The sequence below is a fragment of the Cupriavidus sp. FW216-B1 genome, assembly GCF_058789195.1.
On the sequence record NZ_JBYTEL010000019.1, the window covers coordinates 25,012 to 50,055 of the forward strand.

Below are 25,044 nucleotides of genomic sequence, written 5' to 3' on the forward strand. Positions count from 1 at the left end.
CACGGGCGCGGCTTATTGTCGCAGCGGGCCCTCGCGGCAGGCCTTGCGCGCGTGGTTAATCAGGCCTGGCGCGCCTTCAGGCTGTCGCGGATTTCGCGCAGCAGCACCACGTCTTCGGGTGTCGGCGCAGGCACTTCCGCGGCCGCCGGCTCCTCGGCGCGCAGCTTGTTGATGGCCCGCACCATCATGAAAATGATGAAGGCGAGGATCAGGAAGTTGACCAGGATGGTCAGGAAATTGCCGTAGGCAAACACCGGCACGCCGGCCTTCTTCAAGGCATCCAGCGTGCGCGGCACGCCTTCGGGCGGCTCCGCCAGCAGCACGAACATGTTGGAGAAATCGAGCTTGCCGATGATGCGGCCCACCACCGGCATGATCAGGTCGTTGACCACCGAATCGACAATCTTGCCGAACGCCGCGCCGATAATGACACCCACGGCGAGGTCGACCACATTGCCTCGCATTGCAAAGGTCTTGAACTCTGACATCATCCCCATGCTATTTCTCCCACTGTTGCTTGTGTTGAACGGTTGTTAGGATAAAAGCCTGCCGCATCACTGCCTGTAACGCAAGCCTGCAGGCCACATCGGTGTTTTCTGTCCGATTATCGCGCGAACGTGAGCAAATCTGCGCCTTTCAATGCCACATGTGCGTAAGGTACAATTTTAGGTTGACGCAAAATCTAATTTGACATCCCCTGGGGTTTGGAATGAGTGACCAGCAAAACGTGAAGAACGTGGATAAGGGTCGCCGCAATTGGTTGATTGCGACGTCAGTCGCTGGCGGCATCGGAGGCGTGGCGGTCGCAGTGCCGTTCGTCAGCACGTTCGCGCCGTCAGAGAAAGCCAAGGCAGCCGGAGCACCAGTCGAGGCCGACATCAGCGCCCTGAAACCGGGCGAGATGATGACGGTCGAGTGGCGTGGCAAGCCCGTCTGGATCCTGAAGCGCACCGAGGAAATGCTCGCGTCGCTCAAGAAGACCGATTCCGAAGTCGCCGACCCCAACTCGGACGTGCCCTTCACCATGAAGACGCCCGAGTACTGCAAGAACGAAACGCGCTCGCGCGCCGATCACAAGGATCTCCTGGTCGTGGTCGGCATCTGCTCCCACCTGGGCTGCTCGCCCTCCGGCCCGTTCGGCGCCGGCGCCAATCCCCAGCTCGGTTCCGACCCCGGATTCCTCTGCCCCTGCCACGGTTCGACCTTCGACCTGGCAGGCCGCGTATTCAAGAACAAGCCCGCCCCGCAAAACCTCGACGTACCCCCCTACCAGTTCCTGTCCGACACGAGGATCGTGATCGGCAAGGATGAAAAAGGAGACGCTTGATCATGGCGGCAGAAAAACAAGTCAAGACGACCGGCCTGCTCGGCTGGATCGACGCCCGTTTCCCCGCGACCCAGCTCTGGGAAGACCACCTCTCCAAGTACTACGCGCCGAAGAACTTCAACTTCTGGTACTTCTTCGGTTCGCTGGCGCTGCTGGTGCTGGTCATCCAGATCGTCACCGGCATCTTCCTGGTGATGAACTACAAGCCCGACGGCACGCTCAACCCCGCCGGCGTGCCCGTGGCCTACGCCAGCGTCGAGTACATCATGCGCGAAGTGCCCTGGGGCTGGCTGGTGCGCTACATGCATTCCACCGGCGCCTCGGCCTTCTTCGTGGTGGTGTACCTGCACATGTTCCGCGGCCTGCTGTACGGCTCGTACCGCAAGCCGCGCGAGCTGGTCTGGATCTTCGGCTGCCTGATCTTCCTGTGCCTGATGGCCGAAGCCTTCATGGGCTACCTGCTGCCGTGGGGCCAGATGTCGTACTGGGGCGCCCAGGTGATCGTGAACCTGTTCTCGGCGATTCCCGTGATTGGCCAGGACCTGTCGCTGTTCATCCGCGGTGACTACGTCGTCAGCGACGCCACCCTGAACCGCTTCTTCTCGTTCCACGTCATCGCCGTGCCGCTGGTGCTGCTGGGCCTGGTCGTCGCGCACATCATCGCGCTGCACGAAGTGGGCTCCAACAACCCGGACGGCGTCGAGATCAAGGCCAAGAAGGACGAGAACGGCATCCCGCTGGACGGCATCCCGTTCCACCCGTACTACTCGGTGCACGACCTGCTGGGCGTGGGCGGCTTCCTGATGATCTTCTCCGCGGTGATCTTCTTCTTCCCGGAGATGGGCGGCTACTTCCTGGAGTCCAACAACTTCATCCCGGCCGATCCGCTCAAGACCCCGCCGCACATCGCGCCGGTGTGGTACTTCACGCCGTTCTACTCGATGCTGCGCGCCACCACCTCGAACTTCCTGCCGATCCTGTGGGTGTTCTTCGCAGTGCTGCTCGGCCTGGTGTTCCTGCGCAGCAAGGACGCCCGCATCAAGATCGGCGCGCTCGCCATCGCTCTGATCCTGGCGGTGGGCTTCTACTTCATCGACGCCAAGTTCTGGGGCGTGCTGGTGATGGGCGGCTCGGTGGTGATCCTGTTCTTCATGCCGTGGCTGGACCAGTCGCCGGTGAAGTCCATCCGCTACCGCCCGGCCTTCCACAAGAGCATCCTGGTGGTCTTCGTGGTCGTGTTCGTCGTGCTCGGCTACCTGGGCGTGCAGCCCCCGTCGCCGGTGGGTGAAAAGGTGTCGCAGCTTGGCACCCTGCTGTACTTCGCCTTCTTCCTGACCATGCCGCTGTGGAGCCGTGTCGGCCAGTTCAAGCCGGTGCCGGAACGCGTGACGTTCCACCCGCACTGAGCCCGGACGAACCCCGACAAGAGCACAAGGACACACGATGAAAAAGCTGCTTTCGATTCTCGCGCTGGCCGGCGCCTTCTTTGCCGCCGCGCCCGCCACGGCCAGCGAAGGGGGCTACCCCCTCGAGCCGGCTCCCGTGCAGACCAGCGACCTCTCCTCGCTGCAGCGCGGCGCCAAGCTGTTCGTGAACTACTGCCTGAACTGCCACGGCGCGTCGATGATGCGCTACAACCGGCTCAAGGACATCGGCCTGACCGACGACCAGATCCGCCAGAACCTGCTGTTCAGCGGCGACAAGGTCGGCGACATGATGACCATCGCCATGCAGCCCAAGGACGCCAAGGCCTTCTTCGGCGTCACCCCGCCGGACCTGTCGGTGATCGCGCGCGCGCGCGGCGACGACTGGCTCTACACCTACCTGCGCACCTTCTACCGCGACGACGAGCGCGCCACGGGCTGGAACAACCTCGTGTTCCCCAGCGTCGGCATGCCGCACGTGCTGTGGGAACTGCAAGGCCAGCGCGCCGCCAAGTTCGTCGAGTCCGAGGAGCATGGCGAGAAGGTCCACAAGTTCGCCGGCTTCGAGCAGCTCACCCCCGGCAAGTTGAGCCCGCTCGAATACGACCAGGCCGTCAGCGACCTCGTCGGCTACCTCGACTGGATGGCCGAACCCGCCCAGAACCAGCGCAAGCGCCTCGGCGTCTGGGTGCTGCTGTTCCTCGGCATGTTCACCATCTTCGCGTGGCGCCTGAACGCCGCGTTCTGGAAGGACATCAAGTAACGCGCGGCAAGGCTTGCGAGGCGAAAGCCTCGCGGGGCAGGGGGCCGGAGCGGACGTTGCGAAAGCGGCGCCGCCCCGGCCCTTTTCGTTTGGCGGCCTCGCCAGCCCGCCGGTAGCTCAAGTGCCTGGCACACCGCTCCATACTGCCAAGATCAGGCATAAATGTGCTTTAAGCGCATCTAATTTGCTTTCTGCATCGCGCTTCTGCCAAAATACCGATCCAGTCAATCGACCCCGCATCAAAGGAATCCAACCATGATGGTGTTGTATTCGGGCACCACCTGCCCGTTCTCCCAGCGTTGCCGCCTCGTCCTGTTCGAAAAGGGCATGGATTTCGAGATCCGAGACGTCGACCTGTTCAACAAGCCGGAAGACATTTCGGTGATGAACCCCTACGGCCAGGTGCCCATCCTGGTCGAGCGCGACCTGATCCTGTACGAGTCGAACATCATCAACGAGTACATCGACGAGCGCTTCCCGCACCCGCAACTGATGCCGGCCGACCCGGTGCAGCGCGCCCGCGCCCGCCTGTTCCTGTTCAACTTCGAAAAGGAACTCTTCACGCACGTCTACGCCCTCGAAAACGAAAAGGGCAAGGCCGCCGAGAAGAGCCACGAGCGCGCCCGCGCCGCCATCCGCGACCGCCTGACCCAGCTCGCGCCGATCTTCGTCAAGAACAAGTACATGCTCGGCGAAGAGTTCTCCATGCTCGACGTCGCCATCGCCCCGCTGCTCTGGCGCCTGGACCACTACGGCATCGAACTCTCCAAGAACGCCGCGCCGCTGCTCAAGTACGCCGAACGCATCTTCAGCCGCCCGGCCTACATCGAAGCGCTCACCCCGTCGGAAAAGGTGATGCGCCGCTAAACCGGCCCCCCGGCCCGAAGCCCCCCGCTTCGGGCCACCCGGAACGCGCCCCGCGCCACTGGAAGCACAATGCCTGAAACCTCCACCAAGCCCTACCTGATCCGCGCCATCTACGAATGGTGCACGGACAACGGCTTCACGCCATACATCGCCGTCTTCGTCGACGCCAACACCAGCGTGCCGCGCGAGTTCGTCAAGAACAACGAAATCGTGCTCAACGTCAGCTTCGACGCCACCAGCGGGCTGGACATGGGCAACGAGTGGATCGGCTTCAGCGCCCGCTTCGGCGGCGTCTCGCGCAAGATCGACGTGCCCGTGGAAAACGTGCTCGCCATCTACGCCCGCGAAAACGGCCAGGGCATGGCCTTCCCGGTGGAGCGCAGCGTGCCCGAAACCCAGGCCGCCACCGAACGCGAGAACAACCCCCCGCCCAAGCTCTCCTCCGTGGAAAGCGAAGCCCCCCAGGCCACGGCCGACGCCACCACCGACAACGGCGACGACGAACCCACGCCACCGCCGCCGGTCTCGCGCATCGGCGCCAAGAAGCCCTCCCTGAAGGTGGTGAAGTAAGTACCGCCCACGCCGCGCCCGGCCATCGTCATTTCACGCCGCATGCAGTAGAATCGCGGTCTGCACCAAACATGCCGGCTTAGCTCATCAGGTAGAGCAGTTGATTTGTAATCATCAGGTGGCGGGTTCGAGTCCTGCAGCCGGCACCAGAATTTGAGAACGGCCCCCAGAAGAAAATGGGGGCCGTTTTCGTTTTGAGGTCCGCGCTTACTGTGGGTGCATGCGGTCGTCGGGCATGGTGTGCATATTGACGAATTGCCTCAGAACATTTCCTGGACGCTGTTCACCGCACGATCCAACTTGTCCTTGAGCGCGGCAAGCAGGCAGTGCAATCCATCGTCCTCGACGGAGGCGTCGCCGCGCTGTTGAAGCACGGCCAGCATCGTGCCAAGGCCAGCGCTCACCCCAAGCAGCTCCGCACATCCGTCTACGGTTGTTTCACGAATGCGCTCGCCAACACCGTGAAGTTCGCCTGCCAGGCGCCTTACATGCTTGCGGTTCATCCTCGTTCCATCGGCCGCCAAGTGAGCTAACTCCGCAACCAGATCCTGATGTTTGCGTGCCGCGAGGAGACGCCCATGAGTCGTGGCCTTATCCATGCGCCACCTCCAGATGGGAAAGCCCTGGCGCTACGACCCCAATGCGATGTAGTTGATGCGCGACCTGACCAGCATCGCGTCGAAGACCAATGGCAATAGCAAAAGCCATGACAACCTCCTTGGGTAGGTTGAAGGCTCGCCGCTCATTCTCACGTGAGGGGTGGCGGGCCCGACAGCGGGGGTGAGAACCGGTACCCAAGGATCCCGGCCAGCCCGGAGGCTGCCCCGCCCGGCCCGCCGTTGAACTAGTGGCGTGCGCGTGCGCGCGAACAAAAGCCGCGTGGCGCGGCTGTTCGCCCTTGGGATCTCTCGGGTTCTCACGCCCGATCACCGTTGTTTCGGTGATGGCCCATTCTTGGTGACCGTCCGCTCCATGTCAACCCAACCGACGACCACGGATACCATATTTAACACCTTGTGTAATATCTATCAAATCCAGCCGTAAAGTCCTATCCGGCCAGCAACACAAACGAAAGAAAGGCGGGTGAAAAATGGGCCGTCGCAAGAGGCAGCCGAAGCTTTCCGACATCCTGCTGGAGTCGCCATGGTGGGTTTCCGTCGCCCTGGGCTTTTGCGCCTACATTGCATTCCACGCGATCGTTCCTGCATTGCTGGGAGCCAATCGCTATCTCGCCGGCCTCACCATGGCCAGCCGCGAGTTCGCCTGGGTGCCAGCCATCGCGTTCTGCTTTCTGGGTCTGCTGTCTTTCATCAAGGCTCGCTTTGGTGGGCAACCGGTAGCCGAAACTGCGCGTGCGCCACGCCACCGCCCGGTTGCTTCCGCTAAGGCCGGGCCAGCAGCGTCACCCACTATCAAGGAGGCGCCCGATGGTGCTGCGCCCTGGGGGGCCGCATCCGCTCCCCAGCCGCGCCCACAAAGCTGGTCCCTCGAAGCCCTCGCCCTGCTCGAATGGAAACGCTTCGAGCTGCTCTGTGTTGCCTACTACGAGCAACTTGGCTTTACGGTTGAGACCGTGCCGCATGGCGCGGATGGCGGGATCGATGCCACGCTGTACAGGCAGGGCATGGCGCAGCCGATGGCGCTCGTGCAATGCAAGGCGTGGCGGTCGCCGGTGAAGGTGGAGCCGGTGCGCGCGCTCGGTGGCGTCATGCATCAGCACAAGATCCGGCGTGGGGTGTTCTGGTCGTTGAGCGGATATTCGGGCGAGGCGAAGAAGTACGCTGCGGCAGCGGATATCCAATTGCTCGACGGCGCGGGCATCGTCGAGCGCATCCGGAAACTGGAGCCGTCGCAGCAAACCGCGTTACTGGCCAAGGCGTTCGAAGGTGACTACAGAACGCCCACTTGCGCGGCATGCGGGGTGAAGCTCGTCAAGCGTACTGGCCGACGCGGCTCGTTCTGGGGATGCAGTAACTATCCTGCGGGGTGCACAGTGACAATGGAGCTTTCCGCGTAAGACCTCGGTCTTTGCTCTGGAATTCTTCCCCTCTTTTCAGTGGCATAGGGCAAACGACACTGCATGCCAGAGGCATCGCCGGGCAGCGTCTGTCGGTCGGGCGCTATCGCATCGAAGTGACGCTGCCGCCCCGCCGACGCAAGCCCATTCCGCAATCCCGCGAATCTTCATGCTGCAGTGCAGCCAAAACGCGCAACCTGACGGTAAGCTCTTGTCTTTAGTCGGGAGAAATTCCACGGGGAGGGCAAATGCGGCGCGTCGTATTCAACCAGAAGGGTGGTGTCGGGAAGTCGACCATTGTGTGCAACCTGGCGGCGATCAGCGCCAGCGAGGGCTTGCGTACCCTGGTCATCGACCTGGATGTGCAGGGAAATTCCACGCAGTATCTGCTGGGTGAGCGGGCCGGCGAGGCTACCCCGACGGTGGCGGATTTCTTCGAGACCGCGCTGACCTACAGCTTCAAGCCGGTCGAGTTCTCCTCGTTCGTGCACGCGACGCCGTTCGAGAATCTGGACGTGATGCCGGCACACCCCGATCTCGATGCGCTGCACGGCAAGCTCGAGTCGCGCTACAAGATCTACAAGTTGCGCGACGCGTTGAACGAGCTGGATACCTACGATGCCATCTATATCGATACGCCGCCGGCGCTGAACTTCTATACGCGCTCGGCCTTGATCGCCGTCGAGCGCTGCCTGATTCCATTCGACTGCGACGACTTTTCCCGTCGCGCCCTGTATGCGCTGCTGGACAATGTGAAGGAGATCCAGCAGGACCACAATGCGGAGCTGGAGGTCGAGGGCATCGTGATCAATCAGTTTCAGCCTCGCGCCAGCCTGCCTCAGCAACTGGTCGATGAACTGGTGAGCGAAGGGTTGCCGGTGCTTGGCTCGCGGCTGTCCTCGTCCGTGAAGATCCGCGAATCCCATCAGCACGCCAGGCCGATGATCTATCTGGACCCGCGGCACAAGCTTGCCCAGGAATACGTGGCATTGCACCGCGAACTGGTCGGGTCTGTTGAGGATTGATGGCCGTCAGATGGCAGGGATCGAGTCCTGCAATTGCGCTGCAATGTGACAACGGCCCCAAGCGATTGGGGCCGTTTTTTGCATTTGCGGGGGGCGGTCTTGTACCGAACGCCTCTCAGACATCTTCTGCAAACTATCCGCGATGCCGCGTGAAAATGACACTCGCCGCGTAACGCTTCAGTCTTGTCTCTGGACGCTGCACGAGAGCGTTCTGGACTGCGCGGCGCTGTCGGCGGTTTTCCTGCCATCATAGTCGGCGCGAGACGCATAGCCCCTGGCGAGCCAGTAGTCCGGATAGGCGGGATCAAACGCGAGTTGAACAATCTCGTACCGGCACGACCGGCTCTTGTGCTGGAGCACGAAAGCGATGCTGGGCGCGGATGCGTCCATGTCTTTGTCGATCACGGTGTAGGGCGTCTTCGCGCAGACGCTGTAGGGCGTGTTCCATTCAAGGGTTTTGGTTTTGACATATAGCTTGCCCCAGCATCCGCGGCCCTGACCGTGGAATACGCCGGTAAAGGGCGCCGCCGGCGTTGCTGTTGCGGCAATTGCCATTCCCTGCGCGAGGGCTATTGCCAGGAGATGGCTGGCCAGCATCGGTTTACATGTCGGGTGCATCTCGCGGTGGGAAGGCGGGTGAGACAGGGAGTATTTCAGGCCCTTTGCCTGCGGTAAATGGGACGCGTCTTGATTCGGCCGACGTCCTGCGCTCAAATCGCGCTGTCTTATCCCCGTCACCTACCCCACCTAACTTATTGCTCGCCAATTCATTCAAGCTCTGCACGAAAACAGCCGACAATCTTCCAGAGCTCAGGCATAAACCATCCCTCCCACCGCCATCCCAAAAAGGAACCCCTCCGTGACGAAAAAACTCGCAAGCCTGGCATGGTTGCTCCCGCTCGCTTTCCTCGCGGCCTGTGGCGGGGATGGCGGCACGGGGGATTCGGGTGCCGCGGTCCAGTCCGTGTCGTCGGCCAACGCGATTGCCGATACCGCTTCGCTGTCGACGCAGGCGCTGGCTACCACCCACTGGATGCCGGCCGCCGCCGATACCTGGCAGTTGCAGTTGACCGGCACGATCAATACGAGCTACCCGGCACAGGTCTACGACATCGACCTCTTCGACACGCCGCAGGCCACCATCAACGCATTGAAGGCGCAGGGCAAGCGCGTGGTCTGCTATTTCTCGGCGGGCAGCTCAGAGAACTGGCGGCCGGACTTCAAGCAGTTCGTGGCGGCGGACATGGGCAAGGCGTTGTCGGGCTGGGCCGGCGAGAAGTGGCTCGATACGCGGTCGGCCAATGTGCGCAGGATCATGCAGGCGCGCATGGACCTGGCGCGCTCGAAGGGTTGCGATGGCGTGGACCCGGACAACGTGGATGGATATACCAACAAGCCGGGCTTTCCGCTGACGGCGGCGACGCAGCTGGACTACAACCGTTTCCTGGCCACGGAGGCGCACGCGCGCGGGCTGGCCGTGGGCCTGAAGAACGATGTGGATCAGGTGGCGTCGCTGGCCACCGATTTCGATTTCGCCGTGAACGAGCAGTGCTTCCAGTACAAGGAGTGCGCGAGCTATACGCCGTTGACCGCGCAGGGCAAGGCGGTGTTCAACGTGGAGTACGCGACGAAGTACAGGGATGCGGCGACGCGCGCCACGCTGTGCGCCTCGGCCAAGGCGGCGCATCTGCGCACGCTGGTGCTGCCGCTGGACCTGAACGACGCGTTCCGCTACGCCTGCGATTGAGCGGCTGCCGGGCGGCAGCGCCGCCAATCCTCAGGCCGGCGTGAGATAGCCGCCCGCCGCGGCGGCGCCGATGACTTCGCCCAGCGCTGCGATGAACGCCGTGGCGGCGGCGCTGTCGGGCCGGCCGCGGCGCCGGTGCAGCGCGGCCGTGCGGGTGAAGCCGGGGTGCGCCACCGGCGCGTGCGCGAGCCCGGCCAGCCCGGCGTTGCGGCGCGTGCCGGCGATATGCAGCGCCAGCGGGCTGGCGATGGTGAACAGGCGCCCGCCCGGCACGGCGCGCAGCAGCGCTTCCACGCTCGGGCCTTCCAGCCGTGGCCGCAGGCTGTAGCCGCCGGCCTGCGCGGCCGCGTCGATCTGGCGGCGCATGGCGAAGCGCTCGGGCAGCAGCGCCAGCGGCAGCGTGGCGAGCTGCGCCAGCGTGATGCCGCCGGGCGCCTCGGGCAGCTTGCCGGCCGCGGCGATCAGGGCCAGCGTCTCGGAGAACAGCTGCACCAGCGCGATGCGCTTGGGCGCCTCGCGCGCGAAGGCCAGGCCCAGGTCGATCTGGCCGTCGAGCAGGGCGCGGTCGACCTCGCTGGCGGCGAACTCGAAGACCTGCACGTCGAGCGCGGGATGCGCGTCGAGCAGCGCCTGCGCGGCCGGCATCACCAGCGCCGAGAGATAGGTGTGGATGGCACCCACGCGCAGCGTGCCCTCGACCGCGCCGCGCGGCGAGGCGGCCGCGGCAATCACCTGTTCCAGCTGGTCCAGCACTGGCTCCAGCGACAGCACCAGTTGCCGGCCCGCGTCGGTGAGTTCGAGCCGGCGGCCCACGCGCCCGAACAGCGGCACGCCCAGGCTGTGCGCGAACGCGCGCAGATGCTGCGACAGCGCCGGCTGCGTCAGCCCCAGCGAGTCGGCCGCCGCGGTAACGCTGCCGTGGCGGGCCACCGCCATGAAGCTGCGTACCAGGCGCAGGTCCAGCGCGGTGGGCGTGGCGGTCGGTCGCATAAGTTGTCGTGATGAATGGAAAATCGATTCATCATTTTACAGAGCATGCCGCGGCTGGTGGAATGACGGCAAACATGGAAAACAGAGAGGAGACCGCCATGCTTGCCCGCTTTCCCGTTCGCTTCCGCCTGCCCGCGCTGGCCGCCATCGCGCTGGCCGCGCTGTCGTTCACGTCCGCCGCGCGCGCCGACTGGCCCGAGCGCCCGATCAAGCTGGTGGTGCCCTACGCGCCCGGCGCCACCACGGATTCGCTGGCCCGCCTGGTCGGCAAGGAGCTGCAACTGCGCCTGAAGCAATCGGTGGTGGTGGAGAACCGCCCGGGCGCCGGCGGCACCATCGGCAGTGACTACGTGAGCAAGGCGCCGGCTGACGGCTACACGCTGCTGCTCGGCGCGGTCGGGCCGATCTCGGTGGGCAAGGCGCTGTATCCGACGCTGCCCTATGACCCGGCCAGGGACCTCGCCGGCGTGGGCCTGATCGGCACGGTGCCGTTCATCCTTGTGGCCGGCACGCGCGCGCAGCGCTTCGACTCGGTGCCGGCGCTGGTGCGCGCGGCCAATGCCGCGCCCGACACCATCGCCTACGGCTCGGCCGGCAACGGCACGCCGCAGCACATCATCGGCGCGATGTTCTCGCAGGCCACCGGCGCGAAGCTGCTGCACTCGCCGTACAAGGGTTCGGGCCCGGCCATCAACGACCTGCTCGGCGGCCAGATCGCGCTGATGTTCGACAGCCCGGTTCTGCTGCTGCCGCACATCAAGGCCGGCACCGTGGTGCCGCTGGCGCAGACCGGCGCGCAGCGCTCGGCGCTGCTGCCCGGCGTGCCGACCATGCGCGAGCAGGGCGTGCGCGGTTTCGACGCGGCGCCGTGGTACGGCATCATGGCGCCGGCCAGGGTGCCCGCCGACATCCTCGCGCGGCTGAACCGCGAGCTGAACGCCGTGCTGGCCGACAAGCCGGTGCAGGAGCACCTGCTCGCGCTCGGCGTGGAGGCCCGCCCGCTCGACGCGGCCGGTTTCCGCCAGTTCCTGGCGCAGGCCCAGGCGAGCTGGACGCGCACCGTCACCGCCGCCGCGGTCAAGGCGGACTGACCATGCCGCACCTGATCGTGGAGACCACGCGGCAACTGGCCGGCCGCATCGATTTCCCCGGCGTCTTTGCCGGCCTGCACCGCGAGATGGCGGCGCTGGGCTACGCGCGCCTGGAGGACTTCAAGAGTCGCGTGCTGGTGGCGGAGGCCGCGCTGGTCGGCGGCGATGCCGCCACCGGCTTCCTGGTGGCGCATCTCGTGATGACCAACGCGCGCCCCGAGGCGATGCAGGCCGCGATGGCCGACCTGATACTGGCGCGTCTGGCGGCTTGCGTGGAGAAGGCCGCGCCCGCGGGCGAGGTGCAGGTGTGCGTGCTGCACCGGCAGGCGGCGCCGGGCAGCTACCGCAAGACCGTGGTCGCGGGCAGCCGCTAGCCCCGCGCGGCGTCGAGCTCGCGCCACGCCAGGTACAGCCGCGTGTCGAACTCGAGCTGGTGGTAGGCCGGCTCCATGTGTTCGCAGAGCCGGTAGAACGCCTTGTTGTGATCGCTTTCCTTCAGGTGCGCGAGCTCGTGCACGACGATCATGCGCAGGAACTCCGGCGGCGCTTCCTTGAACACCGAGGCCACGCGGATTTCCTTCTTGGCCTTGAGCTTGCCGCCCTGCACGCGCGAGATCGCGGTGTGCAGGCCGAGCGCGCGGTGCACGGTGTCGATCTTGGCGTCGAAGGCCACCTTGTGCAGCGGCGGCGCGCTGCGCAGGAATGCCTGTTTCAGTTCGCCGGCGTATTCATACAGGGCACGATCGGTCTGCACGGCGTGCCGCGCGGGGTACTTCCTGGCCAGATGCTCGCCGAGCCGGTTGGCGGCGACCAGTTGGCGCACCTGCTCGAGCACGTCGGGCGGATAGCCGCCGAGAAAGCGCAGCGGGTCCTTGGCGCCGGGGCGCCAGGTGTTGCCGGCGAAAGTGCCGGCGAAAGCGGGGCTGCTGGCCTGGCTCACCGCGGCTCAGTGATGGTGATGATGATGATGGTGAGCGATCTCGCCGGTGCTGACGAAGGTCTGCACGGCATCCTGCTCGCCGGTGGCGTGGCGCATCAATTCGCCGCACTTGCACCAGCCCTGGTAAGGCTGGATGTGCGCGCACGCCGAAGCCTTCTGCAGAAACAGCGTGACGGGCTTGGTGCACTTGTGGCACTTGAAAGTGAGGGTGCGGGCGGGTTTGCTCATGCTGCGGCTGGATTCCTGGCTTGTGGCGGATGGCGGCGCGGGGGCAAAAACGGCCCGCGCCGGCAAAGGCAAGATGATACATGGCGTGCCGGCCGCCGTTTGCAAGGGCGCGGCCGCCAGCCGCATGCAGGCATGCATCCTAGGGGCGCGGGCGGGCAGGGCGTTTTGCTACACTGCCGCCATTCCCATACACACTTCCCGGACTCGCATGGCACAGTACGTTTTCACGATGAACCGCGTGGGCAAGATCGTTCCGCCCAAGCGCCACATCCTCAAGGACATCTCGCTGTCCTTCTTCCCGGGCGCCAAGATCGGCGTGCTGGGCCTGAACGGCTCCGGCAAGTCGACGCTGCTCAAGATCATGGCCGGCATCGACAAAGAAATCGAGGGCGAAGCCACGCCCATGCCGAACCTGAACATCGGCTACCTGCCGCAGGAGCCGCAGCTCGATCCCGAGCAGACCGTGCGCGAATCGGTGGAGGCGGCGCTGGGCGGCGTGTTCGAGGCGCGCAAGAAGCTCGACGAGATCTACGCCGCGTATGCCGAGCCCGATGCCGACTTCGACGCGCTGGCCGCCGAGCAGGCCAAGTACGAAGCGATCCTCGCCGCCAGCGACGGCAACAACGCCGAGCTGCAACTGGAGATCGCCGCCGACGCGCTGCGCCTGCCGGCGTGGGACGCCAAGGTCGGCAACCTGTCCGGCGGCGAGAAGCGCCGCGTGGCGCTGTGCCGCCTGCTGCTGTCGCGCCCCGACATGCTGCTGCTCGACGAACCGACCAACCACCTCGACGCCGAATCGGTGGACTGGCTCGAACAGTTCCTCACGCGTTTCCCGGGCACCGTGGTGGCCGTGACCCACGACCGCTACTTCCTCGACAACGCCGCCGAATGGATCCTGGAGCTGGACCGCGGCCACGGCATTCCGTGGAAGGGCAACTACAGCTCCTGGCTGGACCAGAAGGAAGCGCGCCTGAAGCAGGAAGAGTCGACCGAGTCGGCGCGCCAGAAGGCGCTGAACAAGGAACTGGAGTGGGTGCGCCAGAACCCCAAGGGCCGCCAGGCCAAGTCCAAGGCGCGCCTGGCCCGCTTCGACGAGCTGAACAGCCAGGAATACCAGAAGCGCAACGAAACCCAGGAAATCTTCATCCCGGTGGGTGAGCGCCTGGGCAACGAGGTCATCGAGTTTGACGGCGTGAGCAAGGGCTACGGCGACCGCCTGCTGATCGACAACCTCAGCTTCAAGGTGCCGCCCGGCGCCATCGTCGGCATCATCGGTCCGAACGGCGCCGGCAAGTCGACCTTCTTCCGCATGCTGACCGGCAAGGAAACGCCGGACAGCGGCGAGATCAAGGTCGGCCCGACCGTCAAGCTGGCCTACGTGGACCAGAGCCGCGACGCGCTCGACGCCGGCAAGACCGTGTTCGAGGAAATCTCCGGCGGCGCCGACATGCTGACCGTGGGCCGCTACGAAACGCCGTCGCGCGCCTACATCGGCCGCTTCAACTTCAAGGGCTCGGACCAGCAGAAGCACGTGGGCACGCTCTCGGGCGGCGAACGCGGCCGCCTGCACCTGGCCAAGACGCTGATCGCCGGCGGCAACGTGCTGCTGCTGGATGAGCCGTCCAACGACCTCGACGTGGAAACGCTGCGCGCGCTCGAAGACGCGCTGCTGGAATTCGCCGGCTGCGTGATGGTGATCTCCCACGACCGCTGGTTCCTGGACCGCATCGCCACCCACATCCTGGCCTTCGAAGGCGAGTCGCACGTGGAGTTCTTCCCGGGCAACTACCAGGAATACGAGGCGGACAAGAAGCGCCGCCTGGGCGAGGAAGGCGCCAAGCCCAAGCGCATCCGCTACAAGCCGATCGCGCGCTGAAGCCGGCGTTGCCGGCAGCAAAAGGCCTCGCATTGCGCGAGGCCTTTATTTTGTCCGGGCCGCCTACTTCCTCACCAGCCGCAGCCGCGTGATCTCCGACGGCGCGCCGAAGCGCTTCGGCGGTCCCCAGTAGCCGGTGCCGCGGCTCACGTAGACCCACATCGCCTCATGGCGCTTGAGCCCGGCGACATACGGCTGCTGCATCGGCACGAACAGGGTCCACGGCCAGAACTGGCCGCCGTGCGTGTGCCCGGACAGTTGCAGGTCGAAGCCGGCGGCGGAGGCAGCCGGCGCGGTGCGCGGCTGGTGCGCCAGCAGCACGCGCGCCGCGGCCACCGGCGGGGCGCCTTCGAGCGCGCGCGCGGGGTCGCTGCGGTGGCTTTCGTCGAAGCGGTGCGCGGTGTAGTCGGTCACGCCGGCCAGCACCAGCGCGTCCTCGTCCTGCCCGATCACCACGTGCTCGTTCATCAGCACGCGCAGGCCCAGCCTGCGCAGCTCGGCGATCCACGGATCGGCGCCGGCGTAATACTCGTGGTTGCCGGTGACGAAGTAGGTGCCGTGGCGCGCCCGCAGGCTGCCCAGCGGCGCGGTGTGGTGCGCCAGCTCGCGCACGGTGCCGTCCACCAGGTCGCCGGTGATGGCGATGGCGTCCGGCTTGAGCCCGTTGACGCGCGCCACGATGCGCTCCAGGTAGGGGCGCTTGATGGTGGGGCCGACGTGGATGTCGCTGATCTGCACGATGGTGAAGTCGTGCAGCGCGTCGGGCAGGCCGGCGATGGGCACTTCCACCTCCACCACGCGCGCCAGCCCCCGCGCGTTGAAGAAGCCCAGCGCCGTGACCACCAGCGCCAGCAGCGGCACCGCGGCGGCCGTGCGCGGCAGCAGCCAGCCTGGGTGCCAGCCCGCGATGGCGCTGCCGAGCAGCGCCACGTCGCGCGCCAGCGTCAGCACCAGCAGCGACGAGAAGAAGCCCATCGCCAGCATGCCGACCCAGGTGAGCGCGTCGGACCAGGGCTGGTCCAGGCGCCGCGCCAGCAGGCCGGCCGGGATCAGCGGCCACGACAGCGCCAGCCACGCCACGGCGAGCGCCTTGACGGCGAAGGCGACCGGCAGGTCGGGCAGCAGGCGCACGCCGATATAGATGTGGAGCAGGCCGACCACGAGGGCGGCCACGAAAACGGTGGTGCGAGGGGGCATGCCACCTCCAGGGAGTTTGAGGCGGATCCGGCGCATGCCGGGTCCGGCGGGCGCGCGGCGGCGCCGTCTTGCCGCGCCGCGCGCGAATCCCGTAGCTGAGGCTGGCTGCGCGCGGATTCAAGAGCGCGCAGCGAATTGTTCACATGGTCTTTGTGTGGCCTTCGCTTGGCGCGGCGCGCGGCGTCACGCGGCGGGCCCGCCGCCCTGGCCGGCGAACACGTCCAGCGCCGGGATGCGTTCGCGCAGGAAATCGATCAGCGCGCGCGTGGCCATCGACGGATGCAGGTTGGGCGTGGTGATGATGTACAGCCGGTCGCCCAGGCCTTCGGCGTGCCATTCGGGCAGCACGCGCACCATGCGGCCGGCGCGCACGTCGTCCCAGCCGGCATAGGCCGGCAGCAGGCCCACGCCGTGGCCTTCGCGCACCGCGCGCATCAGGAACGGGAAATGCTCGGACTGCAGGTAGGGCGCCAGCGCCACCTGCTCGCGCTGCTCGCCGCGGTCCAGCGTGAGCACGAAGCGCCGCGCCGGGTAGGGCGGGCACAGGAACTGGCAGCGCGCCAGGTCGGCCGGCGCGTGCAGCGGCCCGGTGCGCGCCAGGTAGGCGGGCGAGGCGAACAGTTGCCACTCGATCGCGCAGATGTCGCGCGCGACGTAATCCTGCTGCGCCCGCGACGTGACCCTGAGCGCCACGTCGATCTCGGCGGCGATCAGGTCCACCACGCGGTTGGCGAAGAACACGCGCAGCGTGATGCCGGGATGCTCGCCGGCGAACTCCAGCAGCAGCGGCGCGATGAAGGTGTCGCCGAGCCCGGAAGGCACGCTCAGGCGCACGTGCCCGCGTAGCGTCTTGCCCAGGCTGTCGATCTCGGCCTGGGCCAGCGCCACCTCCTGCAGGATGCGCAGGCCGTGCTGGTAGAGCGAGCGGCCCGGCTCGGTCAGCTCCAGCCGGCGCGTGGTCCGGCGCAGCAGCTGGGCGCCGGCCTGCTGCTCCAGCTCGCGCAGCTGGCGGCTGACCTGCGAGCGCGTGACGTCGCGCCGGCGGCCCGCCTCGGACAAGTTGCCGGCCTCGACGATGTCGACGAAGGCCTGGATCAGGTTGAGGTCCATCCGGGATTCCCTGGGGGATTGTCACTTGTGGCGCAACATTGTGAGTCAGCCGTCGGGAATTGTCGATGCCGCGTGCCAGGACTACAGTGAGTGCTCCCCCGCCGGACTGGCATGCGCGGGGCCAGACAGGAGACAACGATGTTCAAGGACGATCTTTTCGCCGGCCGGCGCGTGCTGGTCACGGGCGGCGGCACCGGGCTGGGCCTGGCGATGGCCGACCGCCTGGCCGGGCTGGGCGCCGATCTGCACCTGTGCGGGCGCCGCCTGCCGGTGCTCGACGAGGCCGCGGCAATGCTGCGCGGCCGCCACGGCGCCAAGGTGGCGACGCACGCGGTGGACATCCGCGACGCCGCTGCCGTGGACGCCATGATCGAGACCATCTGGCGCGCCCACGGCCCGCTCGACTGCCTCGTCAACAACGCCGCCGGCAACTTCATCAGCCGCACCGAGGACCTCTCGCCCAACGGCTTCCACGCGATCTCCGACATCGTCTTCCGCGGCACCTTCTACACCACCCAGGCGGTCGGCAAGCGCTGGATCCGCGACGGCCACCCGGGCGCGGTGCTGTCGATCGTGGTGACGTGGGTCTGGACCGGCTCGCCGTTCGTGGTGCCGTCGGCCATGTCCAAGGCCGGCGTGGACGCCATGACCAAGTCGCTGGCGGTGGAGTGGGGCCGCCACGGCATCCGCTGCAACGCCATCGCGCCGGGCGTGATCCCGACCGAAGGCGCCGGCTCGCGGCTGCGCCCGCGGGATTCGCAGCAGGACCAGCTTGCCGCGCAGAATCCCACCGGCCGCCTCGGCCAGCCGCAGGACATCGGCAACCTGGCCGCCTTCCTGCTGGCGCCGGACAACACCTGGATCAACGGGCAGACCATCGCGCTGGACGGCGGCGACCATTTCGCCAACGGCGCGTATTTCACGCAGTACCTGGACTGGGGCGACGCCGAGTGGCAGGCCGCGCGCGAACGCATCGCCGCGAAGAACGCCGCCGACCGCGCCGCCCGCACGGTCGGCGCGCCCGCCGCCGCCGGAGCCGACTGATGGCCGCCGATCTCTGGTTCGAGGACCTCCACCGCGGTGGCGACGCGCTGCTCGCGCGCGGCGCGCGCCTGGCCGGCGGCCTGCGCGCGCTGGGCGTGGGCGAGGGCGACGTGGTTGGCGTGCTGCTGCGCAACGACCCCGCCTTTGCCGACATCGTGCACGCCTGCCGCATCGCCGGCGCCTACTACTGCCCGATCAACTGGCACTTCACCGCCGAGGAAGTCCGCTTCCTGCTGGCCGACAGCGGCGCGCGCGCGCTGATCGTCCATGCCGGCCTGCTCGACGGCGTGCGCGCCGTGGTGCCCGCCGGCGTGCCGGTGCTGGCGCTGGCCGAGGCCGGCGCGCCGGTGCCGGCGGATGCCATCGACTACGACCACTGGCTTGCCGCGCAGCCGCCCTACGACGGCCCGCGCGTGGCGCCGCGCGGCCACATGGCCTACACCTCCGGCACCACCGGCCGGCCCAAGGGCGTGCTGCGCGCGCCGATCCCGCTGGAACGACTCGACGCGCAGCTCGAGCGCATGCGTTCGGTGGTGGCGCAGACGATGGGCATCGTGCCGGGCTGCCGCGCGCTGATGGCCGCGCCGCTGTACCACAGCGCGCCCGGCGTGTTCATCCAGAACGCGCTGCAGATGGGCGAGCGCCTGGTGCTGTGCGCGCGCTTCGATCCGGAGCAGGTGCTGGCGCTGGTGGAGCGGCACCGCATCGACGTGCTGTACCTGGTGCCCATCATGTACGTGCGCATGCTCAAGGTGCCGCCCGAGGTGCGTGCGCGCTACGACCTGTCCTCGCTGCGCTTCGTCGCCTCCACCGGCGCGCCGTGCGCGCCCGAGGTCAAGCGCGCCATGCTCGACTGGTTCGGCCCGGTCATCCACGAAACCTACGCCTCCAGCGAAGCCGGCATGATCACCGTGGCCACGCCCGCCGACGCCGCCGCGAAGCCCGGCACCGCCGGCCGCGCGGTCGACGACGGCGAGGTGCGCATCCTCGACGAGCGCGGCTCGCCCTGCGCGCCCGGCGAGATCGGCCTGGTCTACGTGCGCCAGCCGGCCTACCCCGACTTCACCTACCGCAACAACGAAGCGGCGCGCCAGGCCATCGACCGCGGCGGCCTGGTCAGCCTCGGCGACATGGGCTACCTGGACGCGGACGGCTACCTGTTCATCTGCGACCGCGCCTCCGACATGGTGATCTCCGGCGGCGTGAACATCTACCCGGCGGAGATCGAGCACGAACTGGTGCGCTATCCCGGCGTGGCCGACTGCGTGGTGTTCGGCGTGCCCGACGACGAATACGGCGAGCGCCTGCTGGCGATGGTGCAGCCGGTGCCCGGCGCCGGGCTGGAAGAGGGCGCCATCATCGAATGGCTGCGCCAGCGCCTGTCCGGCTTCAAGGTGCCGCGCACCATCGTGGTGGAGGCGCAACTGCCGCGCGACGACACCGGCAAGCTGGCCAAGCGCCGCCTGCGCGACAAATATTGGGAGGGCCGCGCGCGCCGCGTGTGAGCGGCGGCGGCACGCCTGCCGGCGGCGCAAGCCGGCAAACCGCAAGGCAGATCATAAAAAAGAAGGAGACAACCAAATGCAACGCTGGATTTCCACATGGCGCGCCGTGCTCGGCGCGGGCGCGCTGGCCTGCGCGCAACTCGCCGCGGCGGGCGCCTTTCCCGACCGGCCGGTCAAGCTGGTGGTGCCGTACACGCCCGGCGGCTCGGCCGACCAGCTGGCGCGCGCGCTGGCCGACGGCATGGGCCGCGAGCTCAGGCAGCCGGTGGTGGTGGAGAACCGCCCCGGCGCCAACACCATGATCGCCGCCACCAGCGTGGCGCGCGCGCCCGCCGACGGCTACACCGTGCTGCTGGCCAGCAACGCCAGCATGGTGCTCAACCCGATGCTCTACAAGAAGGTCGGCTACGACGCCCGGCGCGACTTCAAGGTGATCTCGGTCGCCGCCGAGATCCCGCTGGTGGTGGTGACCAACACTCAGGTGCCGGCCGCCAACGTGCGCGAGTTCGCCGGCTACGCCAAGGCCAACGCGGGCAAGCTGAACTACGCCTCGGTCGGCCTCGGCAACCCGCTGCAACTGGCCACCGAGATGCTCAAGACCGAGCTCGGCATCGACCTCACCCACGTGCCCTACAACGGCAGCGCGCCCGCGCTGGCGGCGCTGCTGGCCAACGACGTGCAACTGATGATCGACGTGGTCAGCACCTCGCTGCCGCACATCAAGGCCGGCAAGCTCAAGGCGCTGGCGGTCACAAGCAAGGAGCGCCTGGAAGTGCTGCCCGACGTGCCTACCGTGGCCGAGAGCGGCCATCCCAGTTTCCAGGCCGCCACGTGGTTCGGCCTGGCGGTGCCGGCGCAGACCCCGCCCGAGGCCGTCGCGCGCCTGCAGGCCGCCGCCGCCAGGGCCACCGGCGACGCGCCGTTCCGCCAGACCTTCGCCGCGCTCGGGCTGGTGATCCAGCGCCCGCGCGACAGCGCCGAGGTGCAGCGCTACGTGGACGCGGACCGCGCGCGCTGGGGTTCGGTGATCCAGGCCAACCACATCGCGCTGGACTGAGCGCGCCGGCGGCAGGGGCGCCGGCGGCGGACCCGGCGCGGCGATCGGCGTATAGTGCCGTGACGCCGTGGCGTGTCCGGCCCACCGGGCCGCCCGCCGCATTTCTCCGCCCCTGCCGCTCCATGAAAGACGCCGAGACCGACTCCCGTCCCGAACCAGAACCGCCATCGCCCTCGGGTCCCGAGCCGGAGGCCGGCGCCGGCCCGGACGCGCCGCGGGACATCGGGCGCGAGGCCGGCGCCGAAGCCCGCGCGCAGGCGCGCGCCGCCGCCGAGCATGCCCACCTGCGCGCGCTGCGCCGCCGCGCGCGCCTGGCCGCCGGGCGCAAGTCGCGCCAGATGTGGCGCATCTCCCGCACCACGCTGCGCTACGCCGTGTTCATGTGCGGCGCCGGCGGCGTGGCGCTGTTTTCGCTGCTGTTCGCGTGGATCGCCGAACTGGCGCTGAACTGGAACCAGCGGGCCACCGCCGCCACGCCGTGGCTGGCCTTCGTGCTGTTGCCGCCGGGCCTGGCCGCGCTGCGCTGGCTGACGCTGCGGCTGGCGCCGCAGGCGCGCGGCAGCGGCATTCCGCAGGTGATCGCCTCGTTCGGGCTGCCGCCGGCCGGCCCGGCGCAAACATTGCTGGTGTCGTTCCGCCAATCGATGTGGAAGGTGCTGCTGACCACGGGCGGCCTGCTCGCGGGCGCGTCCATCGGCCGCGAAGGGCCGTCGGTGCAGGTCGGCGCGGCGGCCATGCTCAGTTGGGGGCGCTGGTGCCAGGAGCGGCTGCATTTCCGCATCGGCTTCCATCCCAACGCGCTGATCGCCGCGGGTGCCGCCGGCGGCCTCGCGGCGGCGTTCAATACGCCGCTGGCCGGCGTGGTCTTCGCCATCGAAGAGCTGGGCCGCGGCACCACCGTGCGCTGGGACCGGCTGGTGCTGTCGGGCGTGCTGACGGCGGGTTTCCTGTCGCTGGCGATTTTCGGCAACAACCCGTATTTCGCCGTCAAGACGCCGATCCTCGCGCTGCACGATGCGTGGGGCCCGGTGCTGCTGGCCGCGCTGTTCAACGGCGTGCTCGGCGGCCTGTTCGCCAAGGCGCTGATCGGCGGCCTGCCGGCGCTGCTGCCGGCCCGCCTGCGGGCGTGGCCGCTCGACCACCCGGTGCTGGCCGCCCTGCTGTGCGGGCTGGTGGCGGCGGCGATCGGCTGGGCCAGCGGCGGCGCCACCTTCGGCACCGGCTACGACCAGGCCAGCCGCCTCATCAACGGCGAGTCGGCGCCGACGCTGTGGTTCGGCGTGGCCAAGCTGGCGGCGACGGTGGTGTCGTATTTCGCCGGCATTCCCGGCGGCATCTTCACGCCCTGCCTGGCCATCGGCGCGGGCATCGGCGCGGCGCTCGAGCACGTGGTGGCCTACCTGTCCATTCCGCTTACCGAGCCGCGCGTGCTGGCGCTGGTGTCGATGGCCGCCTTCCTGGCCGGCGCCACCCAGGCGCCGATCACCGCCAGCGTGATCGTGATGGAGATGACGCGCTCGCAGGACCTGACCGTGTTCCTGCTGGCCGCGGCGCTGCTGTCTTCCTTCGTGGCGCGCCAGTTCTGCCCGAGCCCGTTCTACCACCACGTCGCCCATGCCTTCCGCCGCGAAGCGCTGGCCGCCACGCGGAAAGTGGCGCCGGCCACATAAGCGGCGTTCAGGACGTGGTGCCCGCCGCTGCTTTGCCTTACCATTGGCGGCGCCCGGGCCACCGCACCGGCGCTGTGTACCGGCGGCACATGACGATCCGCGCCGGCATCATGAACCGGGGAGCACAGATGGCCACGCAACGACCGTCCGGCAACGGCGGCGCCCAGCGCGCATCGGGTACGTCACGCGCATCGCGCACGCAGCAGCCCAGGCCGCCGGCCAAGGAGAGCACCGCCGTGCGCGATCTCGGGCCGGACACGGTCTGGCACACGCGCGGCCTGCACGGCCACACCCGGCTGCGCGCGCCGCTGCCGCGCGGCGCGCGCTCCCCGCAGCGGCAACTGCCGCCCAGCCGCGTGCCGCGCCTGCTGCTGTGGGGCCTGCTGCTGGTGCTGCTGGCGGTGCTGGCCAACGCGGTGTCGCGTATGACGCAATAGCCCCCGGCGGAACCACGCGCGCGGGGGGCGCTCCAATCCGCAGCTTTTCTCAGGAGTCTGGATGAAATACCCCCTCGCCGGGCTGGCCGCCGCCAGCCTGCTGCTGCTCTCGCCGCTGGCCGGCGCCGCGGCCAAGGACGGCGCCGACAAGTTCGCGCCGATGCTGGACAGCCTGGAAATCGGCGGCCCGCTGCCGGACCTGCCCGATTGCGCCGACAAGCGCACCCCCGATGGCCGCGACGTGACCGCCCTGTGCGTGGAACTGCGCGGCGACGGCGTGATGCGCCAGGTCGGCGTGCCGCGCGACAAGCGCCCCGCGTTCATGGACGGCCCGCACGTGGTGGCCTTCGTCGACCGCAGCGCGCTGGTCGGGCTGATCGTGCCCACCGACGGCATCCGCTCCGAGCAGGCCGCCGTCGACAGCCTCACCGCGCGCTACGGCAAGCCGTTCCGCGCCGAGCAGGTGGACATGAAGGACAAGGCCGGCAAGCCGGTCAAGAGCGTGCACGCCGGCTGGAACAAGCGGCCGCTGACGGTGGAGCTGTACGCCATCCCCGAAGACCCGAACACCGGCACGGTGGAACTGCTGCTGCCGCAGGCGCGCCTGCTGATGGCGAACCAGGACGCGGCGATGGCGCAGCAGCTCAAGCCGCAGGAAGCCGCCTCCGCGGCGAAGGCCGCGCCGGCCGGGAAGGCGGGGGACAAGAAGGGCTGGTAGGCCGTCGGGCGGCCCTGCGGCCCCGGGGTTTGTGCCTCAAAGCCTCAAAGCCCCTCCATCACCTTGTCCAGCCCGCGCACCACGCCCCGCAGCCCGCTGACCTTGCGGATCGCCAGCAGCGCGCCCGAGACGTAGGGCTTGGAGCCGTCGCCGGCTTCGTGCCTGAGGTGCAGGCGCTGGCCGTCCGAGCCGAAGATCACTTCCACGCCGAGCTGGTAGCCGGGCAGGCGCACTGCGTGCACCTGGCTGCCGGACAGCGTGGCGCCGCGCGCTTCCTTCGGGCCTTTCACCTGATCGACCGGCACCACCTGCCTGGCCTCGCGGATCTGGCCGAGGCGGTAGGCCAGTTCGCGCACGGTGCCGGAGGGCACGTCGATCTTGCCGGCCTTGGCGTAGTCGATGATCTCCCAGTGCTCGAGGTGGCGCGCGGCCATCTCGGCGAACTTCTGCAGCAGCACCACGGTGATGGCGAAGTTGCCGCAGGCCAGCACGCCGCGGCCGGCCTGGCGCGCGGCGGCGTCGATCTCTTCGTAGTCCTGGTCGGACAGCCCCGAGGTGCCCACCACCACGTGCGCGCCGCGGGCCAGCGCCTGCAGGATGTTGCGCTTGGCCACGTCGGGCTTGGTATATTCGACGTAGACGTCGAAGCTGCCCGCGGCCAGTTCGTCGATGCTGGCCACCGCCACGCCGGGCGTGCCCTTGTGCGCGGTCAGTTCGGCCAGGGTCTGGCCGGCCGCGCCGCGCGACAGGCCGGCCACCAGCGTCATGTCGTCGGCGTGCGCCACGCCGCGCGCCAGTTCGCCGCCGGCCCAGCCGGTCACGCCGCCCACGGCGACTCGGATGCGATTGCTCATCGTGCTGTTCTCCTGAAGTGAGTCTGCGGATGCGTTCAGCCCGCCGCGCGGCGGCGGTCGATCTTGCGCGCCAGCACGATCGACGTGGTGGTGTGGTTGACGCCGTCGAGCGCGCCGATCTCGTCGAGCAGCTTGTCGAGCCGCGCGTGCGTGTCGCAGCGGATCACCGCCATGTAGTCCACCGGCCCGCTCACGGAATTCAACTCCTCGATTTCCGGGAAGCGCCGCAGCGCCTTGACCACCGCGGGCGCGGCCTTGGGCATGACCGACAGGCCGCAGAACGCCAGGATGGCATTGTCTTCCATCTGCTGCCCGAGCCGCACGCCGTAGCCGGCGATCACGCCGTCGCGCTCGAGCCGCGCGATGCGCGCCACCACGGTGGTGCGGGCGATGCCCAGCCTGCGCGCGAGGTTGGCGGCGTTCTCGCGCGCGTTGGCCTGCAGCAGCGCGAGCAGGTGGCGGTCGGTCTGGTCGAGTTCGGTCATGGCGCGGCGTCGCAGGGAGGGGGATTACGATTCGACGATTCATCTTGTCGAATCGTTCGATTATGAGGTGTTTTCGTCAATCTTGCCTGTTCATTCCGACTG

Annotated in this window: 27 protein-coding genes and 1 tRNA gene; 18 read left to right on the top strand and 10 right to left on the bottom strand. The window is 68.0% G+C overall.

Annotated features, from left to right (window positions below):
• Positions 1 to 59: 59 nt before the first annotated feature.
• Positions 60 to 497: a large conductance mechanosensitive channel protein MscL gene (gene mscL / locus AC3WXD_RS27485; RefSeq protein WP_059415967.1), complete on the bottom strand. Its 438-nt coding sequence runs from the start codon at positions 495 to 497 to the stop codon at positions 60 to 62.
• A 212-nt stretch (positions 498 to 709) separates the two neighbouring features.
• On the opposite strand from mscL, the gene petA reads away from it, so the two are divergent.
• The 6 genes from petA to AC3WXD_RS27515 all read left to right on the top strand — a co-directional run bounded on the left by petA (position 710) and on the right by AC3WXD_RS27515 (position 5,100).
• A complete protein-coding gene (gene petA, locus AC3WXD_RS27490; protein WP_029043388.1) occupies positions 710 to 1,327 on the top strand; it encodes a ubiquinol-cytochrome c reductase iron-sulfur subunit in 618 nt (205 codons plus the stop codon).
• 2 nt (positions 1,328 to 1,329) lie between these two features.
• Positions 1,330 to 2,733, top strand: a complete 1,404-nt coding sequence (locus tag AC3WXD_RS27495; RefSeq protein WP_059415964.1) for a cytochrome b — start codon at positions 1,330 to 1,332, stop codon at positions 2,731 to 2,733.
• Positions 2,734 to 2,770: 37 nt separating this feature from the next.
• A complete protein-coding gene (locus AC3WXD_RS27500) occupies positions 2,771 to 3,514 on the top strand; it encodes a cytochrome c1 (RefSeq protein ID WP_020202027.1) in 744 nt (247 codons plus the stop codon).
• Positions 3,515 to 3,769: 255 nt separating this feature from the next.
• A complete protein-coding gene (locus AC3WXD_RS27505; RefSeq protein ID WP_020202026.1) occupies positions 3,770 to 4,381 on the top strand; it encodes a glutathione S-transferase N-terminal domain-containing protein in 612 nt (203 codons plus the stop codon).
• Positions 4,382 to 4,450: 69 nt separating this feature from the next.
• Complete coding sequence (locus tag AC3WXD_RS27510) at positions 4,451 to 4,951, top strand: ClpXP protease specificity-enhancing factor (protein WP_020202025.1); 501 nt, start codon at positions 4,451 to 4,453, stop codon at positions 4,949 to 4,951.
• Between the two features lie 73 nt (positions 4,952 to 5,024).
• Positions 5,025 to 5,100: transfer RNA gene (locus AC3WXD_RS27515), tRNA-Thr, on the top strand.
• A gap of 111 nt (positions 5,101 to 5,211) precedes the next feature.
• Here the strand turns inward: AC3WXD_RS27515 and AC3WXD_RS27520 are convergent.
• Positions 5,212 to 5,550, bottom strand: coding sequence for a DUF1484 family protein (locus AC3WXD_RS27520; RefSeq protein ID WP_063923104.1), 339 nt, complete (start codon positions 5,548 to 5,550; stop codon positions 5,212 to 5,214).
• A 491-nt stretch (positions 5,551 to 6,041) separates the two neighbouring features.
• On the opposite strand from AC3WXD_RS27520, the gene AC3WXD_RS27525 reads away from it, so the two are divergent.
• Positions 6,042 to 6,968, top strand: coding sequence for a restriction endonuclease (locus tag AC3WXD_RS27525; RefSeq protein ID WP_492325050.1), 927 nt, complete (start codon positions 6,042 to 6,044; stop codon positions 6,966 to 6,968).
• Positions 6,969 to 7,216: 248 nt separating this feature from the next.
• Positions 7,217 to 7,993 (top strand): ParA family protein, encoded by a 777-nt coding sequence (locus tag AC3WXD_RS27530; RefSeq protein ID WP_492325051.1) that lies wholly within the window; start codon positions 7,217 to 7,219, stop codon positions 7,991 to 7,993.
• 177 nt (positions 7,994 to 8,170) lie between these two features.
• Here AC3WXD_RS27530 and AC3WXD_RS27535 read toward each other — a convergent pair whose 3' ends face one another.
• Entirely contained in the window at positions 8,171 to 8,590 is a 420-nt protein-coding gene (locus AC3WXD_RS27535; RefSeq protein WP_020202021.1) for a hypothetical protein, read from the bottom strand.
• 262 nt (positions 8,591 to 8,852) lie between these two features.
• Between AC3WXD_RS27535 and AC3WXD_RS27540 the strand changes: the two genes are divergently transcribed.
• Positions 8,853 to 9,740 carry an endo alpha-1,4 polygalactosaminidase gene (locus tag AC3WXD_RS27540; protein WP_059415954.1) on the top strand — a complete coding sequence of 296 codons (888 nt, stop codon included), beginning with the start codon at positions 8,853 to 8,855 and terminating at the stop codon, positions 9,738 to 9,740.
• 30 nt (positions 9,741 to 9,770) lie between these two features.
• Here AC3WXD_RS27540 and AC3WXD_RS27545 read toward each other — a convergent pair whose 3' ends face one another.
• Positions 9,771 to 10,730, bottom strand: a complete 960-nt coding sequence (locus AC3WXD_RS27545) for a LysR family transcriptional regulator (protein WP_492325052.1) — start codon at positions 10,728 to 10,730, stop codon at positions 9,771 to 9,773.
• A 74-nt stretch (positions 10,731 to 10,804) separates the two neighbouring features.
• On the opposite strand from AC3WXD_RS27545, the gene AC3WXD_RS27550 reads away from it, so the two are divergent.
• Both AC3WXD_RS27550 and AC3WXD_RS27555 read left to right on the top strand, forming a co-directional pair.
• Entirely contained in the window at positions 10,805 to 11,821 is a 1,017-nt protein-coding gene (locus AC3WXD_RS27550; RefSeq protein ID WP_052165826.1) for a tripartite tricarboxylate transporter substrate binding protein, read from the top strand.
• Positions 11,822 to 11,823: 2 nt separating this feature from the next.
• Positions 11,824 to 12,195: a tautomerase family protein gene (locus AC3WXD_RS27555; protein ID WP_020202017.1), complete on the top strand. Its 372-nt coding sequence runs from the start codon at positions 11,824 to 11,826 to the stop codon at positions 12,193 to 12,195.
• Here AC3WXD_RS27555 and AC3WXD_RS27560 read toward each other — a convergent pair.
• The gene (locus AC3WXD_RS27560; protein WP_029043386.1) at positions 12,192 to 12,686 is read right to left on the bottom strand and encodes a M48 metallopeptidase family protein; all 495 of its coding nucleotides are present in this window, start codon (positions 12,684 to 12,686) and stop codon (positions 12,192 to 12,194) included. The two genes, AC3WXD_RS27555 and AC3WXD_RS27560, sit on opposite strands and share 4 nt — an antisense overlap.
• 81 nt (positions 12,687 to 12,767) lie before the next feature.
• Positions 12,768 to 12,989 (bottom strand): hypothetical protein, encoded by a 222-nt coding sequence (locus AC3WXD_RS27565; protein WP_020202015.1) that lies wholly within the window; start codon positions 12,987 to 12,989, stop codon positions 12,768 to 12,770.
• Between the two features lie 208 nt (positions 12,990 to 13,197).
• On the opposite strand from AC3WXD_RS27565, the gene ettA reads away from it, so the two are divergent.
• The gene (gene ettA, locus AC3WXD_RS27570; RefSeq protein WP_029043385.1) at positions 13,198 to 14,865 is read left to right on the top strand and encodes an energy-dependent translational throttle protein EttA; all 1,668 of its coding nucleotides are present in this window, start codon (positions 13,198 to 13,200) and stop codon (positions 14,863 to 14,865) included.
• Positions 14,866 to 14,928: 63 nt separating this feature from the next.
• Here ettA and AC3WXD_RS27575 read toward each other — a convergent pair whose 3' ends face one another.
• On the bottom strand, positions 14,929 to 16,062 hold the full coding sequence (locus tag AC3WXD_RS27575) for a metallophosphoesterase (protein WP_492325053.1): 1,134 nt from the start codon (positions 16,060 to 16,062) through the stop codon (positions 14,929 to 14,931).
• Between the two features lie 183 nt (positions 16,063 to 16,245).
• On the bottom strand, positions 16,246 to 17,172 hold the full coding sequence (locus AC3WXD_RS27580; protein WP_020202012.1) for a LysR family transcriptional regulator: 927 nt from the start codon (positions 17,170 to 17,172) through the stop codon (positions 16,246 to 16,248).
• A 138-nt stretch (positions 17,173 to 17,310) separates the two neighbouring features.
• Here AC3WXD_RS27580 and AC3WXD_RS27585 point away from each other — a divergent pair, with 138 nt between their 5' ends.
• From AC3WXD_RS27585 to AC3WXD_RS27610, 6 genes are all read left to right on the top strand, one after another.
• Positions 17,311 to 18,216 (top strand): SDR family oxidoreductase, encoded by a 906-nt coding sequence (locus tag AC3WXD_RS27585; protein WP_492325054.1) that lies wholly within the window; start codon positions 17,311 to 17,313, stop codon positions 18,214 to 18,216.
• Positions 18,216 to 19,721, top strand: a complete 1,506-nt coding sequence (locus AC3WXD_RS27590; RefSeq protein WP_020202010.1) for an acyl-CoA synthetase — start codon at positions 18,216 to 18,218, stop codon at positions 19,719 to 19,721. The genes AC3WXD_RS27585 and AC3WXD_RS27590 overlap by 1 nt, the downstream gene beginning before the upstream one ends.
• A gap of 76 nt (positions 19,722 to 19,797) precedes the next feature.
• Complete coding sequence (locus tag AC3WXD_RS27595) at positions 19,798 to 20,778, top strand: Bug family tripartite tricarboxylate transporter substrate binding protein (RefSeq protein ID WP_020202009.1); 981 nt, start codon at positions 19,798 to 19,800, stop codon at positions 20,776 to 20,778.
• A gap of 122 nt (positions 20,779 to 20,900) precedes the next feature.
• Positions 20,901 to 22,448 (top strand): chloride channel protein, encoded by a 1,548-nt coding sequence (locus AC3WXD_RS27600; RefSeq protein ID WP_492325055.1) that lies wholly within the window; start codon positions 20,901 to 20,903, stop codon positions 22,446 to 22,448.
• Between the two features lie 128 nt (positions 22,449 to 22,576).
• Entirely contained in the window at positions 22,577 to 22,885 is a 309-nt protein-coding gene (locus AC3WXD_RS27605; RefSeq protein WP_020202007.1) for a hypothetical protein, read from the top strand.
• A 61-nt stretch (positions 22,886 to 22,946) separates the two neighbouring features.
• The gene (locus AC3WXD_RS27610) at positions 22,947 to 23,603 is read left to right on the top strand and encodes a hypothetical protein (protein ID WP_020202006.1); all 657 of its coding nucleotides are present in this window, start codon (positions 22,947 to 22,949) and stop codon (positions 23,601 to 23,603) included.
• Positions 23,604 to 23,647: 44 nt separating this feature from the next.
• On the opposite strand, the gene dapB is transcribed toward AC3WXD_RS27610, so the two are convergent.
• Together dapB and AC3WXD_RS27620 are read right to left on the bottom strand one after the other, a co-directional pair.
• On the bottom strand, positions 23,648 to 24,457 hold the full coding sequence (gene dapB / locus AC3WXD_RS27615) for a 4-hydroxy-tetrahydrodipicolinate reductase (protein ID WP_020202005.1): 810 nt from the start codon (positions 24,455 to 24,457) through the stop codon (positions 23,648 to 23,650).
• A gap of 35 nt (positions 24,458 to 24,492) precedes the next feature.
• Entirely contained in the window at positions 24,493 to 24,942 is a 450-nt protein-coding gene (locus AC3WXD_RS27620) for an Lrp/AsnC family transcriptional regulator (RefSeq protein WP_020202004.1), read from the bottom strand.
• Between the last annotated feature and the right edge of the window lie 102 nt (positions 24,943 to 25,044).